We start from the raw sequence: 17,566 nt of genomic DNA on the forward strand, positions 1-17,566 counted from the left end.
CTTGCCGTTAAGCTGCAAACGCGCGATATTGTCGCATCTAAACGGAATCTTGATGCCTGGGGTCCATAGCCCCGGGATGCCGATCCCGCAGCGCCTCTTTCGACCGACCCTGGTCCAACCTCGAGTCCCTCCGGAGACGTGAATGGCCTTTTGGAAGCAGTTTGTACTTTCGCTCATCGTTATCATTGCCGGCTTTGCCGCGTGGGTGTTTTTTGTGCCCGGAGCCGGCGATATGATGCGTGATGCAGGCATCCCCAACAGTGTCATTTCGATGATCGCGCCGAACGCCGAGGATACTGCGGATGCGGGTGCTTCCGCAGGGGCGGAGGGGCAGCCGCGTGGACAGGGCCAGGGACAGAACCGCCGCGGCGGCGGGCGCAGCAGCGCCATTCTCGTCGCGACGCAAGCCGTCGTCCATGGCGTCGTCAACGACCGGCTGAATGCCATCGGCACGGGGGATGCGATCCGATCGGTCGCTGTGACGCCGCAGGCATCCGGCACGATCCGCGAAATCCTCATCAAGTCGGGCGACAAGGTGGAAGCCGGCCAGGTGATCGCCAAGCTCGACAGCGAGGAGCAGGTGATCGCCCGCGGCCAGGCGGATGTGGCGGTGAAGGCCGCGGTCGAGAAGTCCAATCTCTATCACAACATCAAATCCAGCGTCTCGCGGATGGACGTCTTCGATTCCGAGATCGCCGAGCAGGGCGCGCGGCTGCAGTTGCAGGCCGCCGAGCTCAATCTCGCCCGGCGCAACATCACCGCGCCGATCGACGGCATCGTCGGCATCGTGCCGGTCAATATCGGCGACAATGTCACGACGACAACACCGATCGTCACATTGGACGACCGTTCCGAAATCCTCGTCGATTTCTGGGTGCCGGAGCGCTTTGCCAACACGGTTGAGGTCGGTCAGCCGGTCGAGGCGATGTCGGTCGCAAAGCCCGGGCAGTTATTTTCGGGCGTGATCGAGGCCGTCGACAACCGCATCGACGCGGCAAGCCGCACGCTACGCCTGCGGGCCAGGATCGACAACTCGTCCGATGATCTGCGCGCCGGCATGTCCTTCAGCGTCAGCATGAAATTCCCGGGCGATAAATATCCGGCAGTCGATCCGCAATCCGTGCAGTGGGATTCGCAAGGATCCTTCGTCTGGCAAGTGACCGACGACAAGTCGCACAAGGTACGGGTGAGCGTCGTGCAGCGCAATCCGGACTATATTCTAGTCAAGGCCGATCTCAAGGACGGCGACAAGATCGTGACGCAGGGCCTGCAGCGCGTGCGCGAGGGCGGGGCGGTGCGCGTCAGTGCCGATGTCGCGGCGAACGCGGAGGTCGCGACCCAATGAATGTGACCGAGATGCCTCAGGACCGAGCGTCGGGCAAACAGAGCTTCACCGCGCTTTTCGTTCGCCGGCCGATCCTGGCCTTGGTGTTCAACACACTGATGGTCGTCGCCGGCCTTGCAGCCTATGTCGGCGTCGAGGTGCGCGAGCTGCCGGATGTCGACCGTCCGGTCGTCACCGTGCGCACCACTTTCGACGGCGCATCGCCGCAGACGATCGACCAGGAACTGACCAAGGTGATCGAGGGCGCGGTCGCTCGTGTTAGCGGCCTGAAATCGATCTCCTCGACCTCTTCCTTCGGCCAGAGCCGGGTGACGCTCGAATTCTCCGATGCGATCGATCTCGCCGTCGCCGCCAACGACGTGCGCGATGCGATCGGCCGCATCACCCAGAACCTGCCCGACGAGGCGGATGCTCCGCAGATCGTCAAGGCGGATTCGGATTCCTCGGCGATCATGCGCCTTGCCGTCACCTCCACCAATCTCAACATGGACGACCTGACGCAGCTCGTCGAGAACGAGGTGATTGATCGACTGGCCTCGGTCGATGGCGTGGCGGACGTCGAGGAGTATGGCGACCAGGAGAAGGTCTTCCGCGTCGACGTCGATCAGGGGGCGCTCGCCAGCCGCGGGCTCACCATCGGCGACCTGACGAAGGCGCTCGACAATGCCGCACTCGACGTGCCGGCCGGCTCGCTGAAGAGCACGACGCAGGATATCGTCGTGCGCGCCACCGCCAACCTGCAGACGCCGGCGGATTTTTCCAATGTCATGCTGCAGGACCGCGTCCGGCTCGGCGATGTCGCGACGGTGACGCTCGGTCCGCGCGACGGCGATACGGCGCTGCGCTCCAACGGCAAGCCGGGCATTGGCCTCGGCATCATCCGCCAGGCGCAGTCGAATACGCTGAACATCTCGACCGGCATCAAGGCCGCCGTCGAGCAGCTGTCGAAGACGCTGCCCGAGGGAACGACGATTGCCATCACCAGCGATGACGCCGTCTTCATCCAAGGGGCGATCCATGAGGTGGTGCTGGCGCTGGTGCTCGCCGCCGTTATCGTCACCGCCGTCATCTATCTCTTCCTGCGTGACTGGCGGGCGACGCTGATCCCGGCGGTCAGCATGCCGGTGGCGTTGATAGGGACGCTGGCTGCGATCTACATGGTCGGCTTCTCGATCAACATCCTGACGCTGCTCGCCATCGTGCTGGCCACCGGCCTCGTGGTCGACGACGCGATCGTGGTGCTCGAAAACATCGTGCGCCGGCGCGCCGAAGGCATGGGGCCGCGCGCGGCCGCCGTGCTCGGCACGCGCGAAGTGTTCTTCGCCGTCGTCGCCACGACCGCCACTCTGGCGGCCGTCTTCATCCCGCTTTCGTTCCTGCCGGGACAGGTCGGCGGCCTCTTCCGCGAATTCGGCTTCGTGCTCGCCTTCTCGGTCGGGCTGTCGTCGATCGTGGCGTTGACATTATGCCCGATGCTTGCCTCGCGCATGCTGACGAAGCCGATGATCGAGGATCACGGCGCGCTCGGCCGTTTCGGCGGCGCGCTCGCCCGCCTCTACAAATGGGCGCTGCACGGCTGTCTCAACGCGCCCTTCGTCGTGATCTTGTTCTCAGTGATCTTCGCCGGCGCGGCGCTGCTTGCGTTCTCCACAGTCAAGAGCGAGCTGACGCCGGAAGAGGACCGGTCGCTGGTGATGATGCGGCTGACGACGCCGCAGGGATCGAGCCTCGAATATACCCGCGACAAGATGCAGCTCGTCGAGGAATATCTGCAGCCGCTGGTCGACAGCGGCGACATCCGCAACGTCTTCTCGATTTCCGGGCAGGGCGGTTCTTTGAATAGCGGCTTCATGGTGCTGACGCTCGCCCCTTGGGGAGAGCGTCACCGGACGCAGGCGGAGATCGTCGGCGACATCAATCAGGCGGCGGCCAAGGTGCCGGCGCTGCGCGGCAATGCCATCTCCTCCAACAGCCTGCGCATTCGCGGCGCCGGCAGCGGCGTGCAGATGGCGCTGGTCGGCAATGATCACCAGGCTTTGACGGCGGCAGCCGCCAAGCTGGTGCAGGCGCTCGACGCCACCGGCCAATACGATACGCCGCGCCTGACCAACGAGCCCAGCCAGGCGCAGGTGTCGGTGGCGATCGACCGTGAGCGCGCCTCGGATCTTGGCATCGACATCACGGGGCTTTCGACGGCGATCCAATCGCTGCTCGAAGGGCGTTCGGTAGTCGACGTTTTCGTCGAGGGCGAATCCTATCCCGTGCTGCTCACCTCGACGACACGGCCGATCGACGATCCCACAGATCTCGAAAACGTGTTCCTGAAGACCGGCGACGGCAAGATCGTGCCGATGTCCGTCATCGCTACGATGAAGGAAGGCTCGGTTGCGCCGCAGTTGAACCGCGAGCAGCAGCTCGCCTCCGTCGCGATCACCGCCGGCCTCAAGAACGACATGTCGCTGGGCGACGCCGTCAAACAAGTGACTGCGCTCGCCGAGCCGCTGCTGCCGCCGGGCGCGCGCCTGCTGCCGCTTGCGGAAGCCGCGACGCTCGAAGAGAACTCCAACGGCATGGCGCTGACCTTCGGCTTCGCCATCGTCATCATATTCCTGGTGCTGGCAGCGCAGTTCGAGAGTGTGCTCTCCTCGGTGATCATCATGTCGACAGTGCCGCTCGGCCTTGCCTGCGCCGTCTTCGCTTTGATCATCACCGGGTCCAGCCTCAACATTTACAGCCAGATCGGCCTCGTGCTTCTGGTCGGCGTGATGGCGAAGAACGGTATCCTGATCGTCGAATTCGCCAATCAGCTGCGCGACAGGGGCGAGGACGTGCGTGCCTCTATCGAGAAGGCTTGCGCGCTGCGCCTTCGCCCTGTGATGATGACGATGATCGCCACAATCCTCGGCGGCGCGCCACTGGTCTTCGCCCATGGCGCGGGTGCGGAAGCGCGCGTGGCGCTCGGCTGGGTAATCGTCGGCGGCCTCGGCTTTGCAACGCTGGTGACGCTGTTCATCACGCCGGTCGCCTATCTCCTGCTGGCTCGCTTCGCCAAGCCGCATGCCCATGAGGAGGCGCGCCTGCACGAGGAGATGTCGGTCGCGACAAGGCCGCGTCCGGCGCCTGACCAAGAGCAGCTGCAGGCTGCAGAATAAGCCTTTCGCCGAAATTGAATGCGCCGCCACGCCCGTCTGGCGGCGTTTCTCATGGTGTATGAAGTCTTGTGAAATAAGACAAATTTCGTCTGAAGATTAGCCGTTTGTTAAGTATAAGCGGTAATGATTGTGACCAGGAACCGCTTGGTCTTCTTCGTTTTTTTGAAGACTGCAATGCGCTGGAGACCCAGCGACCCCGGACATGAGTGTCTGCGCGGAAGGTTCATTTCTGTTCAGTTGCGTTCTGTTGTGTTTTTGGAGTTTTGTTCCGTGAGTCTTTATCAGCGCGTCTCCGTTGATGCGGCGCTCTATGTGCTGCGTGATATCAATCGCAAGATGACGGTGACGCAGAACCACATCACGACAGGCATGCGTGTCGCCAAAGCGGCCGACAACGCCGTGTACTGGTCGATCGCCACAACGGCACGCACCGACAACAAGGCCGTTTCGGCCATTCAAGACGCGCTCGGCGTGGCGGCTGCGACGATGGGCACCGCTTATACCGGTGTGCAGAACGTCATCGACGTCGTCTCCGAGATCAAAGCCAAGCTGGTTGCCGCCACCGAGGACGGCGTCGATAGGAACAAGATCAACGAAGAGCTCAAGCAGTTGCAGGAGCAGCTGCGCAGCGTTTCGGAGTCGGCGACCTTCAACGGCGACAACTGGGTGATCCTCACCAACGATGCGGCGCCGACGCAACCGCGCCAAATTCCAGCTTCCTTCATCCGCAATGCCGACGGCACGGTCTCTGTGGGCATGCTGAGCTACCATATCGACAATACGCCTGTCGGGGCCACGACTTCCAAGGATGCGCGCTACCTGATCGACGACCGCGCCACCGGTTCCGGCGAATACGGCGTGCTGACCTCGGCCTATTTTGCCACCGAGCTCGGGGCGGCGCAGAACTACGTGCTGATGACCAGCAAGAACGGCACCACCGCTGGCCAGGTCGTCATTTCACTATCAGCCACCACGACGCAAGGGCAGATCGGCCAGATGATCAGCGTTGTCGATGCCGCGCTGACGCAGCTGACGACGGTCGGCTCGGCCTTCGGTGCGCTGGAAAAACGCATCGAGCTGCAGAACGACTTCGCCACCAAACTGCACGACAACATCACCGCCGGCATCGGCAGGCTCGTCGACGCCGACATGGAGGAAGAGTCGAGCAGGCTGCGTGCGCTGCAGACGCAGCAGCAACTCGGCCTGCAATCGCTGAACATCGCCAACGCGACCTATGATACGGTCAGGCAACTGTTCCAGAATTTTTAAAAGTGTGATTGGACACTGGAGCGGTGCTGCGGTGCCCTAATGTCGATCTCCCGGCATATCGGCGGACGGTGTGCCACCCCACTCTCCCCCTCATTCCTCTGCTTGTGACGGGAATCCAGTGCGCCCAAGTCCTTGGGCGCACAAGACTCTCTCTTCCGGCGTGAGTCATTGACGGCGCAGACGCGCGGTGGCTGGATTCCTGTGACGAGCACAGGAATGAGGGGGAGAACGAGGCTCTTCCCCCGACCCACAAATAACTGGTGATATCAGCGCATTGCTGCAACATGGCTGCTGTTTCGGCGCCTGAATTCCCCTATCAAGAGAACATCTTCATTTTCTTGCCGTAATCCTTGCCATTTGCTCGCATCAGTTTTGAACGGAGACCATCCTGTCCATGATCAAGAAATTCATACTCCTGGCTGTCGCAGCAAGCTATCTCAGCGCCTGCACGACGACCGATCCTTATACTGGTGAGCAGAAGGTTTCCAATACGGCGGGCGGTGCGGCGCTCGGCGCGCTCGGCGGCGCTCTCGTCGGCGTTGCGGTCGGTGGCGGCGGGCACGGCAAGCGCAATGCGGCGCTGATCGGCGCCGGTATCGGGGCGCTGGCTGGCGGCGCGATCGGTAATTACATGGACCAGCAGGAAGCCGAGCTTCGCGCCCAGCTCGAAGGCACCGGCATCTCCGTCACCCGCCAGGGCGACAACATCATCCTCAACATGCCCTCGAACATCACCTTCGACGTCGACCAGGACGCGGTGAAGCCGGGCTTCTATCCGACGCTGAATTCGGTGGCGATCGTACTGCGCAAGTTCAATCGCACGCTGATCGACGTCAACGGCCACACGGATTCGACCGGCAGCCTGCAGCATAACCAGGACCTGTCGCAGCGCCGCGCCCTGTCGGTTGCCGATTATCTCGGTGGTCAGGGCATCGACCAGCGCCGCGTCTCCGCCGTCGGCTTCGGCCCGTCCCAGCCCGTCGCCTCCAACGCGTCGGAGGCCGGCCGCGCCCAGAACCGCCGCGTCGAGATCCAGATCGCTCCGATCACGCAGGGCTGAGCAGGCGCTCTTTCAGTCAGCAGAAGGCCGGGCAATCGCTCGGCCTCTTTCGTTTCTGCGTTTGCCTCACTGCTGCATCATCGCGCCCTTGGTGATCTTGTCGACGATCTTCTTATCGGCGCGCAGCGCGATGCCGACGACCTTGGCGTCGTCGGGGGCATATTCGGCGAAGACGGCGCGGTTGGCGGCGTCATGGCCGGTCGCAAACATCTCCTCGATAAAGATGGAGGAGGTCACCTCGCGCTCCAGCGCGCGGCGATGGATGCTTGATATCGTCGCTTCGTCGGCGGAAAGCACGATGATCGGCTGGATCGACAGCGGGTTGTAGAGATTGCCGGCGCGGTCCTTGTAAGGCTCTCCGATGATTTCAGGATATTGCCCGGCGATGCCTGTTGACAGGAAGGCTGTGACGTTCAGCTTCTGCCAGCCGGCAAGATTGTTTCGCAGGACGATCGCAATTTTGGTATCAAACATTACAGTCTCTCTCATCAGGGTATCGAAACGCGTTGAGCCAGGATCTAACGCCGCAGGTCTTCGAGGGTCTTGAACGTTTGTGCGAGCCGCAGGGGGGCAGCGGCATGTTGGCCGCGCCCGCCGGCAGCGGCATCCTGACTGCGCCCGCCTTTCCCGGCATCGAGCGCATCGAGGCGCAGTTTTCCGGCAATGTGTTCGAGCCGCACCGGCACGATACCTATGCGCTCGGCGTGACGCTGCATGGCGTCCAGGCCTTCACCTATCGCGGCGAGCGGCGCTTCAGCCTGCCGGGGCAGGTGATCGTTTTGCATCCCGACGAGGAGCATGACGGCGGGGCGGCGACCGAGGCCGGGCTGCATTACCGCATGCTCTACCTGGAGCCGGCGCTGCTGATGGAATGCCTTGAGGCGGAGAAGATTGGGCTGCCCTTCGTCGAGCAGCCCGTCATCGGGGACGGGGCCTTGGCGAAGGTGCTGCTGGGCGCGCTCGGCGAACTCGACCGCGAACTGGACGAGCTTTTTGTCGATGATTTCGTCAGCAGCGTCGCTTGCGGTCTGTCGCGACATTCACAGGTGCGCCGCCGACCCTTGGGCGCGGTCGCCTGGCGGCAGGTGAGGGCAGCGCGCGATTATCTGGAAGCACATGCGCTCAGGCCCGTGCGCTCGGGCGAGCTCGAGAAGATTACCGGCCTCGACCGCTTTACGCTGTCACGACATTTCCGCACGGCCTTTGCCACCAGCCCGCACCGATACATGCTGATGCGGCGCCTGCAGCAGGCTAGGGCGCTGATGGGTGCAGGCGAAGGTTTTGCCGATGTGGCGGCCGCGACGGGCTTTGCCGACCAGGCGCATTTCAATCGCCATTTCAAGAAAGCCTACGGTATCACGCCCGGCCAATGGGCCAGCCTTAGACGGGATTTTCCGCAAGGCCGGAGCGGCGCGCGATAAAGCGGGCAAGCGCCGGTCCGATCAGAAGAATGACGAGGAACCGGCCAGTCTGCATCGCCATCACGAAGGGCACGTCGACATCGCTTGAGGCAGCGATGATGGCGACCGAATCGGCGCCACCGGGGCTGGTGGCGAGGTAGGCCGTCAGCGGATCGATGCCGGCGAATATGTGAAGTGCGGCCGCCATGCAGCCGCAGAGCGCCATCAGCAACACGATGCTGGCTGCGACCCGCGGCAGGGCGCGCGCCACGTGGCTGATGATCGAACGGGTAAAACGCAGGCCGATGCTCCAGCCTACAAGCGCATAGGCGATGGCGAGCAGCCACATCGGCAGCTCGATCTTCAGCATCCCGATGCCCTGCAGGAAGGCGCCGAGAAAGAGCGGTACCATGATCATGCCGCCCTGGATGCGCATGCGGCGCACGCCATAAGCGCAAAAGCCGGCAAATGCGATGGTCGCCGCCAAGGCCGACCAGTCCACCTGGGGGAAGAGGACGAGCGGTGGCGGCTCGCCGCCGTCGGCCGCCACCCAGAGCCGCGAGATCACCGAAGCGCCGACGGCGACGAAGACGACGCGCTGATATTGCATGAAGGCGACGAGGCGGGCATCGGCGCCATAGGCTTCCGACATGATGACCATGGCGGAGGCCGCACCCGGCGAGGAGCCCCAGACGGCGGTCGTTCCCGGCAGCACCTGCCAATGCGTGAGGAGCCAGCCGAGACCGGTAGCGATGGCGATGACCGAGAAGACGAACAACAGGAAGAGCGGTGCGTCCTTCGCCATGGCGCCGAGAATATCAGGCGTGATGGTACGCGCCATCATCAAGCCGACGAGCACTTGGCCGAACTGCAGCGGCTGGAGTGGCACGCGGAGCCTTCCCTTGCCGACGGTCAGCGCCAGAACGATGGCGGCGACCATCGGCCCGATCAGTAGAGAGGCGGGTAAGGCAAAGAGTTCGAGAAAGACGGTGAAGGCTGTGGAAAGTGCGAGCAGCAGCGCCCATTTCGGCAGGCCGGCATCCCGCAGTAGGCGGCGTGCGTGGCTGAGTGGCATGAATCCTCATATCTTTCCCGGCCGGTACCAAGCCCTGAGGCTGAAGATGGGAGGAAGCTCCGGCATGACGAAGAGAGGCCGGCTCGAGGGCCGGTCGGCGCGGCCTCGGTATAGGCGGGTGCCGTGAGCCCGGTCAATTGCGAAATCTAACTTCCCGACAAACTGTCATGCGAATTTGATTCAAGCAGCCGCCTCAAACCCTTGTTATCTCACCAGAGTCGAACATGCTCCACGAGGAAATCGAGCAGAGCGCGCACACGCGCCGGCAGCGGTCCGCCCTGGCCCATATAGAGGGCGTAGAATTCTTCCATGTCGCGGGGATTGGCCTCTTCCAGCACCGGCACCAGCCGGCCGGCATCGATATCGGCGCGCACGGTGAAGGCGGCCAACCGGGCGATGCCGGCGCCGGAGAGGGCGAGATGCCGCATGGCCTCGCCGTCTGCAACCTGCACGCCTGGCGTGACCGCCACCGACACGGTGTCGCCGTCCTCGCGTAGCGGCCAGCCCTCAACGGCGCGGGCGTAGGAAAAGCCAATGCGGCAATGGTGGCTGAGATCGGAGACGCTGCGCGGTTCGCCATGACGGCTGATATAATCAGGAGAGGCGACGATGATCTTGCCGGTGGCGCCGAGCTTGCGGGCGATCAGGCTGGAGTTCTTCAAGGGACCGGTGCGGATCGCGACGTCGGCGCGCTCCTCCATCAGGTCGACGACCCTGTCGGTGTGGGCAATATCGAGCGTGACAGCGGGATGAAGCACCATGAAGGCAGGCACGAGTGGTGCGAGCACATGATTGCCGAAGGAGCCGCTGGTATTGATGCGGATGCGGCCCGAGGCCTGTTCGCCTGATGAAGCCTGCCGTTCGGCCTCGGCAATATCGGCAAGGATGGCGATGCTGCGCTCGTAGAAGGCGCATCCCTCCGGCGTCAGCTGCAGCTTGCGGGTCGAGCGGTTGACGAGGCGGGCGCCGAGGCGCGTCTCCAGCCGGGCGACGAGCTTGCTGACGGCCGATGGCGTCATGTGCCGCGCCGTGGCGGCTGCTGAAAAGCCGCCGCGCTCGACGACGCTGACGAAGACTTCCATTTCGCCCGAGCGGTTGATGTCCTGACGGCTCATGATGAATTCAAGTCACAGATGATATTCTGCTAGGCAATCTATATCAACGAGAAGGCCGGGTCTATCTCTGAGGAAACAAGGGAGTAGATCGATGGAGTACAGAAATCTCGGTGCATCCGGCCTGAGGGTGCCGGTTTTGAGCTTCGGCGCGGGCACGTTCGGCGGCAGCGGCCCGCTGTTCGGCGCCTGGGGCACTACCGATGCGGACGAGGCGCGGCGGCTCGTCGACATCTGCCTCGAAGCCGGCGTCAATCTCTTCGATACGGCCGACGTCTATTCGGCCGGCACCTCCGAGGAGGTGCTCGGCCAGGCGATCCGCGGCCGGCGGGATGCCGTGCTGATTTCCACCAAGACGGCGCTGCCGATGGGCGAGGGGCCGCAGGACTGGGGAACGTCGCGGGCGCGGCTGATCCGCGCGACCGAGGATGCGCTGGGCCGGCTCGGGACCGATTATATCGATCTGCTGCAGCTCCATGCCTTTGATGCCTCGACGCCCGTCGAGGAGGTGCTGTCGACGCTCGACGGGCTCGTCGCCGCAGGCAAGATCCGCTATGTCGGTGTTTCGAATTTTTCCGGCTGGGAGTTGATGAAATCGCTCGCGGCGGCCGAACGCTGGGGCTATCCGCGCTATGTCGCCCATCAGATCTATTATTCGCTGGCGGGGCGCGACTATGAGTGGGAGCTGATGCCGCTCGGCGCCGATCAGGGTGTCGGCGCCCTCGTCTGGAGCCCGCTCGCGTGGGGGCGGCTGACCGGCAAGATCCGCCGCGGCGAGCCGTTGCCTCGGGCAAGCCGGCTGCATGAAACGGCGCAATACGGCCCGCCAGTCGACGAGGAAAAGCTGTTCGACATCGTCGATGTCCTCGACGCCATAGGAGTCGAGACCGGCCGGACTGTGCCGCAAATCGCCATCAACTGGCTGCTCGGCCGTCCGACCGTTTCCAGCGTCATCATCGGCGCCCGCAACGAGGAGCAGCTCAGGCAGAACCTCGGCGCGGTCGGCTGGAGCCTGTCGAAGGATGAGGTCGAAAGGCTCGACGCCGTCAGCGCCGTCACCGCCCCCTATCCCTATTTCCCCTATCGGCGGCAGGAGGGTTTTGCGCGGCTCAATCCACCGATCGTCTGAGGCCCCGGGAAAAGGGGCTCGGCTATGACAACCGGCGTACAACAAAAGAGGAATGAAATCTTCTGCGAATCTTAACTGGACAGTCGCTTTGACTTGCCGCATACCCAGCCTGTCCTGCGGAACACGATATGGTTTCTGCGGAATGGCAGGGAGATCAAAGGGATGGCGCTGAAGGACGCAATGGCCGGAACACGCAACGAGGCGGGCATTGCCGCTGTGCTCGGCATTCTCAAGCAGAGTTTTGGCGAGCGCTTCCAGACGGGGCAGGCCTTCCGCGAACAGCATGCCCATACGACGACCTATATCCCGCCGCAGCTGCCCGACGGCGTGCTCTTCGCCGAAAGCGCCGAAGACGTGAAGATGGCGGTCAGGGCCTGCGCGACCCATAAGGTGCCGGTCATCGGCTTCGGCACCGGCTCCTCGCTGGAGGGGCAGGTCAATGCCGTCAATGGCGGTATTTCCATTGATTTCAGCCGCATGAATCGAGTGCTCGAAGTCAATCCCGAGGATCTCGACTGCACGGTCGAGCCTGGGATTACGCGCGAGGCCCTGAACATCCACCTGCGCGATACCGGCTTGTTCTTCCCGATCGATCCCGGTGCCAATGCCTCGATCGGCGGCATGGCGTCGACACGGGCTTCCGGCACCAATGCCGTGCGCTACGGGACGATGAAGGACAATGTGCTTGCCGTCACGGCCGTCACCGCCAATGGCGAGGAGATCCGCACGGCGCGGCGTGCCCGCAAATCCTCAGCCGGTTATGACCTGACGCGGCTTTTCGTCGGCGCCGAAGGCACGCTTGGCATATTGACATCGGTGACGCTGCGCCTGCAGGCGATCCCGCAGAAGATAGCCGGCGGCGTATGCGCCTTTCCGAGCATCAAGGCGGCTTGCGATGCTGTCATCATGACGATCCAGATGGGCATTCCGGTGGCGCGCATCGAACTGCTCGATGCCGTGCAGATGCGGGCGTGCAATGCCTATTCCCGGCTTTCTTATGCGGAAAGCCCGACGCTGTTCCTCGAATTCCACGGCACGGACGAAACCGTGCCGCTGCAATCGGCCGCCTTTGCCGAAATCGCGGCGGAATGCGGCGGCGGCGAGTTTCTTTGGACCGCCAATGCCGAGGAGCGGACGAAACTGTGGAAGGCGCGCCATGACGCCTATTGGTCCGCCAGGGCGCTGGCGCCCGGGCTTGCCGCACTTTCGACCGATGTTTGTGTTCCGATATCGAGGCTTGCCGACTGCGTGTCCGAAACGCAGGCGGATATCGAGGCGCACGGGTTGCTTGGCCCGATCGTCGGCCATGCCGGCGACGGGAATTTCCATGTGCTGTTGCTGTTCGACGACAAAAGCGCCGAAGACATCGCCATGGCCGAGAGCTTTGTGCAGCGTCTCAATCGGCGAGCGCTCGACATGGACGGGACGTGCACTGGCGAACATGGGATCGGGCAGGGGAAGATGGCCTTTCTGGAGCAAGAGCTGGGGGGAACAGTGGATCTGATGCGACAGGTGAAGCAGGCGCTCGATCCGGACGGCATCCTCAATCCGGGAAAGATTTTCCATCAGGGCTGAAAACGGAATATTCTCATGAACTTGGGCCTTGCCCCCGACATGAATAGCGCTAGTGTCGACAACAGAATCCCAAGCAGTGTCGGCAACCGAATCCCGAATGGAGACTCCTTGCATTGGTAGGCCGGTTCCTCGTCTTTCTGGGGGGAGTGATCGTCGTAGTGCTGTTTGTGGCGCTGCTTGCGCCGCTGTTCATCGACTGGACGGATTTCCGCAAGAATTTCGAGGATCAGGCAAGCCGCATCATCGGCAAGAAAGTCACCGTCCATGGCACGGTGGACGCCCGTCTGCTGCCGTTCCCGTCGGTCACGCTGCATGATGTGCGTGTCGGTCAGGAGGCTGACGGCACGCCGATCGTCAAGGTCGAACAGTTTTCCATGGATGCAGAGCTTGCGCCTTTCCTTTCGGGTGAGGCGCTGATCTTCGATATGCGCGTCGTCAATCCGAAGGTGCGCCTGAGATTGCTCAAAGACGGCACACTTGACTGGATGCGCGGCAGCCGCGCCGAAATACCGGCAAAAACTGTCGTTCTGGAAAATGTGCATGTCAGCGGCGGCGAGGTCGATTTCCTCGATGACCAGTCGGGCCGGGCGCGCCGCATCACCGGCTTGAATGCGGAGATGTCGGCCAAATCGCTCGCCGGCCCCTGGCGCATCGAGGGCGATGCGGCGCTTGACGGCGAACACGGCAATTTCTCGATCTCGAGCGGCCAGCCGGACGAGAAGGGCGTGTTGCGGATGCGCACGAAATTGTCGCCGGACAAACATCCGGTCAGTATCGATCTCGACGGCGAACTGAAGCTGGTCGACCGCAAGCCGAACTATCAGGGCCAACTCTCGGCGGCGATCGAAAACCGCAATAGCGCCAGATCCGCCAACAAGAACGAGCAGCCGCCGAGGGTCAAGGGGCGTTTCGAGCTCACCAACGAACGCATCCGGATTCCCGAATACCGGATGGAGATCGGCCCGACTGACGATCCTTATGTGATAACCGGGGAGGCGACTCTCGATACCGGCAACGCGCCGGAATTCCTGTTGACCGCCGACGGGCAACAGATCGACGTGAACCGCATCGGCAATCAGGGCGCGGCCGGCAAGACGACTCGGGATGCCGCGGTTTCGGCGCGCCAACGGCTGAATTCGCTGATCGATATTGTCGCGCAGGTGCCGATCCCGCAGGTGCCGGGCAAGGCGAGCGTCAAGCTGCCGGCCATCGTAGCCGGCGACACGACGCTACGCGATGTGCAATTGGAGCTGCAGCCGGCCGGTACCGGATGGATGATCGACAGCGCCGTCGGCACGCTGCCTGGGCGCACGCAGGTGGAAGGCAAGGGCAAGCTCCTGCTTCAGGGCGAACCCTCGTTCACCGGCCAGATCGTGGTTGCCTCGAGCCAGCCAACGGGGCTTGCCTCCTGGCTGGCAGGCTCGGTCGACCCCGCCATCCGCCAATTGCGGCAGGCCGGTTTTTCCGCCAATGTCAGCCTGACTCACGAATTGCAGCGCTTCGAGAATCTCGAAATCGCTATCGGATCAGCGACGCTGAAGGGCCGGCTGGAGCGGCAGGCGATCTCCGGTCAGACGCCGACCTTGTCGGTGGCCTTGAACGGCGACACGCTCGATCTCGACGCGCTGCAAGCGCTGGCCGGGCTCGCGACAGGGCAGGAAAGCGGCGACAATGTCCTCGACCATAAGATCGCCGCACAGCTCAAGGCCGACAAGTTCACCGCCTTCGGGGTTGAGGCCGAGAATGTCGAAACCACCTTCACGATCGCCGACGGGGAGCTTGCCGTCGACCGGCTGTCAGCCAAGAATCTCGCGGGCGCCGAGTTGACGGCGACGGGCCGGGCCGAAGGCTCGCTGCTCGACTATAAGGGTACCGGCGAGATCACCTTCAAATCAGCCGATCCCGGTGGCTTTTTCACCATGCTGCGCGAGCATCTTCCACACCACCCGGTACTCGACCGGCTGGTGCGCAATGCCGGCTGGTACGGCAACACGGCGTTGCGCGGCGCGCTGACGCTCGGCGGTGACGAGGGCAATGCGCTGACGGTGACGCTGGCCGGCGTCTCGAACGGCAGCCGAGTCAATCTCGACTACCGCATGTCCGATCTCCTTGCGCTGACCGGCAGCGGCACGACGAGCCTCGAGGCGACGCTCGAGAACGCCGTGCCGTCGATCCTGTTCGGTCAAGCCGGACTCGATCCGCTGCCGGTCGATGTCGGCGCCAACGGTCGCCTGACGCTCAAGGTGAAGGCCTCGGGCAGCGATCCTGCCGACGCGGCGCTGACTTTTGCGACCGACCGGACCTCGTTTACAGCGAGTGGCAAGGTTGACGTGCGGCCGGAGAGCTTCATGAACGGCCAGATCGCGCTTTCGCTCGACAGCGCCGATATCGACCCCTACCTCATCATGAATGGCATAGCCCTGCCGCAGACCGGGACAGGCCTCCCGTTCGGGTTGCAGGTCAATGCCGCTGTCGATAGCGACAAGATCGCTTTGTCCGATCTCAAGGGACATGCGGCCGACAACGAGTTTTCCGGTGTGCTGACCTTCGACCGCAAGGCTGCAAAGACGACAGCCAGCGGCGAGCTGCGGCTCGCCAAGGCCGATGCCGGCTGGCTCGGCGAGGCGGTGTTCGGCCAGATCGTAGATCCCGCCAACGGCACCCTGTCGAAGGCGCCGCTGGGCTTGCCCACCTTCAAGGATCTCGACGTCAAGGTAAAGCTGTCGGCCAAAGAGTTCTGGCCCGGCCTGCCGGAAACGGCAGTGTCCGATTTCACCAGCAACGTCGCCTATAAGGGCGACGAGCTGCAGCTCAACGACATGGCCGGCAACTGGGATGGCGGCAAGCTTTCTGGCAATCTGCTCTTCACCAACGCCGACGGCACCGGTTTTCTGCAAACGAAGCTGGCACTTGCGGATTCCGACCTTGCCGGCGTCGTCTGGCTGCGTGACGGGGCGCCGATCGCCAACGGCAAATTCGGATTGTCGCTGTCGATGGAGGCCTCGGGCAAGACGGTCGACGAGATCGCCAGCTCGCTCAATGGTTCGGGGGAGCTGAGACTCGGCGATACAAACATACGCGGACTGAACCTCGCCATCCTGCCGCCGCTGCTAGCGGCGACCGACCCGATGCAGGAACAGATCAATGCCGGAAAGGTGCATCCGATCGTAGAGACCCTGCTCAACAACGGCGAGGCCAAGCTGCCGCCGCTCGGAATTCCCTTCAATATCGCCGACGGAACGCTCAGGGTGCAGAATGTGACCGTCGCCAACGATCTGGCTCGGGTCACCGCCGACGCGCAGATCGCCTTGCCCGAAGAGCGGATCAGCGCGACGGTCGGTATCGGCCTCAATCCAGGCCCGGAGGCGCTTCCCGGCGTCGAGCCGGCGCTGAGGCTAAATTTTTCCGGCATGCTGCCGTCACCCGGCAAGACGATGGACGTGACCGATATCACCAGCTATCTGTCGCTGCGTGCATTTGAGCGCGAGCGGCGGCGCGTCGAGCGATTGCAGGCGATCGTGCTCGAAAAGCAGCGGCTGCGTCGCGAGGTGGCGCTCTATCGCTTCAATGACGCCGAGCGCGTCAGAGCGGCCGAGATGGAGCGGCAACGGCAGGCGGAGGAAGAGCGGCTACGCGCACTGGCGCAGGAAGCGGCCGAGCAGAAGGCCGCGGCCGAGGCGGAGGCCGCGCGCGCTGCGGAAGCCAAGGTCAAGGCCGAGGCGCAGGCGAGGGCGGCCGCCGAGGCAGAAGCGGCCCGGCGCGGTGGGCAGACGCACCCCGGCCAGCTCGATTTCGACCAGGTGCCGGGCGTCCAGGCGCAATGACGACGCTTGGGGTTTGCGTCTCCTCAGACGTTTCAGATTTCTGAAGACGACCTCTGAGATCGTGGCGTGACCTCGTCATGCATTCCGTCACGACTGGCGGCCAAAGCCTGCCTTCGCCCAAGAAAGTACATGGAGCCGCAGCGCCGAGGACAGGTTGCTATCCGGCGGGCGGTGATCGTCGATCTCCGAGATCAGGGCGGCAAGCGATATCGAACGGCTTGCCGCAATCGTCTTCAGTTCGGCCCAGAATTCATCTTCCAGCGAAAAGCTGGTGCGATGGCCATGCAGTGTCGCCGAGTGCTTGCGGATCATAGCCGGTTCACATCGCAATCTGCTTTGAGGATAGATTGAGGGAAGTCGCGCAAGGGGCTGATCGCAGAGTCGTTTCCGGCTCTTCAGGCTTTGCGTGCAGCCTCATGCGCCGTCGTCATCTGTCTCGATCCGGCCGTCGCGGTGAGCTTTGTCGGCCTTCTCGTTCAGGCTGCGGGTGAGGTGCTTTTCGGCCTTGGTGCGGCCGAAGGAAATACGGTTCTGCTCGGCCTGTTTCTCCTTTTCGGAGCGGGCCTGCTTCTTGCGGAACTGGCGCAGATTAATGATTTCGGCGCTCATACGGGGCCTTCAATCC

General features: G+C 63.2%; 13 protein-coding genes. 8 read left to right on the forward strand and 5 right to left on the reverse strand.

What is annotated here, in order from left to right; translation table 11 throughout:
* Window positions 1–142: 142 nt before the first annotated feature.
* From GA0061105_RS06250 to GA0061105_RS06270, 4 genes are all read left to right on the forward strand, one after another.
* On the forward strand, window positions 143–1,345 hold the full coding sequence (locus GA0061105_RS06250) for an efflux RND transporter periplasmic adaptor subunit (protein ID WP_092748779.1): 1,203 nt from the start codon (window positions 143–145) through the stop codon (window positions 1,343–1,345).
* The gene (locus GA0061105_RS06255) at window positions 1,342–4,497 is read left to right on the forward strand and encodes an efflux RND transporter permease subunit (RefSeq protein ID WP_092748781.1); all 3,156 of its coding nucleotides are present in this window, start codon (window positions 1,342–1,344) and stop codon (window positions 4,495–4,497) included. The genes GA0061105_RS06250 and GA0061105_RS06255 overlap by 4 nt, the downstream gene beginning before the upstream one ends.
* A gap of 270 nt (window positions 4,498–4,767) precedes the next feature.
* Complete coding sequence (locus GA0061105_RS06260; RefSeq protein ID WP_092748783.1) at window positions 4,768–5,766, forward strand: flagellin N-terminal helical domain-containing protein; 999 nt, start codon at window positions 4,768–4,770, stop codon at window positions 5,764–5,766.
* A gap of 394 nt (window positions 5,767–6,160) precedes the next feature.
* Entirely contained in the window at window positions 6,161–6,826 is a 666-nt protein-coding gene (locus tag GA0061105_RS06270; protein WP_064694663.1) for a YiaD family glycine zipper/OmpA-like lipoprotein, read from the forward strand.
* 66 nt (window positions 6,827–6,892) lie between these two features.
* On the opposite strand, the gene GA0061105_RS06275 is transcribed toward GA0061105_RS06270, so the two are convergent.
* Window positions 6,893–7,300, reverse strand: a complete 408-nt coding sequence (locus tag GA0061105_RS06275) for a DUF2000 family protein (protein ID WP_092748787.1) — start codon at window positions 7,298–7,300, stop codon at window positions 6,893–6,895.
* A gap of 32 nt (window positions 7,301–7,332) precedes the next feature.
* Here GA0061105_RS06275 and GA0061105_RS06280 point away from each other — a divergent pair, with 32 nt between their 5' ends.
* Window positions 7,333–8,247, forward strand: coding sequence for an AraC family transcriptional regulator (locus GA0061105_RS06280; protein WP_092748789.1), 915 nt, complete (start codon window positions 7,333–7,335; stop codon window positions 8,245–8,247).
* On the opposite strand, the gene GA0061105_RS06285 is transcribed toward GA0061105_RS06280, so the two are convergent.
* Both GA0061105_RS06285 and GA0061105_RS06290 read right to left on the reverse strand, forming a co-directional pair.
* Window positions 8,207–9,301, reverse strand: a complete 1,095-nt coding sequence (locus tag GA0061105_RS06285) for an AbrB family transcriptional regulator (RefSeq protein WP_092748791.1) — start codon at window positions 9,299–9,301, stop codon at window positions 8,207–8,209. The two genes, GA0061105_RS06280 and GA0061105_RS06285, sit on opposite strands and share 41 nt — an antisense overlap.
* Before the next feature lie 209 nt (window positions 9,302–9,510).
* On the reverse strand, window positions 9,511–10,416 hold the full coding sequence (locus GA0061105_RS06290) for a LysR family transcriptional regulator (protein WP_092748793.1): 906 nt from the start codon (window positions 10,414–10,416) through the stop codon (window positions 9,511–9,513).
* A 91-nt stretch (window positions 10,417–10,507) separates the two neighbouring features.
* Between GA0061105_RS06290 and GA0061105_RS06295 the strand changes: the two genes are divergently transcribed.
* The 3 genes from GA0061105_RS06295 (at window position 10,508) to GA0061105_RS06305 (ending at window position 16,941) form a co-directional block, all read left to right on the forward strand.
* Window positions 10,508–11,542, forward strand: a complete 1,035-nt coding sequence (locus GA0061105_RS06295; protein WP_092748795.1) for an aldo/keto reductase — start codon at window positions 10,508–10,510, stop codon at window positions 11,540–11,542.
* Between the two features lie 162 nt (window positions 11,543–11,704).
* Window positions 11,705–13,117, forward strand: a complete 1,413-nt coding sequence (locus GA0061105_RS06300; protein WP_092748797.1) for an FAD-binding oxidoreductase — start codon at window positions 11,705–11,707, stop codon at window positions 13,115–13,117.
* A gap of 113 nt (window positions 13,118–13,230) precedes the next feature.
* The gene (locus GA0061105_RS06305; protein WP_092748799.1) at window positions 13,231–16,941 is read left to right on the forward strand and encodes an AsmA family protein; all 3,711 of its coding nucleotides are present in this window, start codon (window positions 13,231–13,233) and stop codon (window positions 16,939–16,941) included.
* 87 nt (window positions 16,942–17,028) lie between these two features.
* Here GA0061105_RS06305 and GA0061105_RS06310 read toward each other — a convergent pair whose 3' ends face one another.
* Together GA0061105_RS06310 and GA0061105_RS06315 are read right to left on the reverse strand one after the other, a co-directional pair.
* Window positions 17,029–17,253 (reverse strand): ribbon-helix-helix domain-containing protein, encoded by a 225-nt coding sequence (locus GA0061105_RS06310; protein ID WP_092748801.1) that lies wholly within the window; start codon window positions 17,251–17,253, stop codon window positions 17,029–17,031.
* Between the two features lie 102 nt (window positions 17,254–17,355).
* Window positions 17,356–17,550 carry a DUF4169 family protein gene (locus GA0061105_RS06315; RefSeq protein WP_064694654.1) on the reverse strand — a complete coding sequence of 65 codons (195 nt, stop codon included), beginning with the start codon at window positions 17,548–17,550 and terminating at the stop codon, window positions 17,356–17,358.
* Between the last annotated feature and the right edge of the window lie 16 nt (window positions 17,551–17,566).

The sequence above is a fragment of the Rhizobium aethiopicum genome (genome assembly GCF_900094625.1).
Classification (GTDB): Bacteria; Pseudomonadota; Alphaproteobacteria; order Rhizobiales; family Rhizobiaceae; genus Rhizobium; species Rhizobium aethiopicum.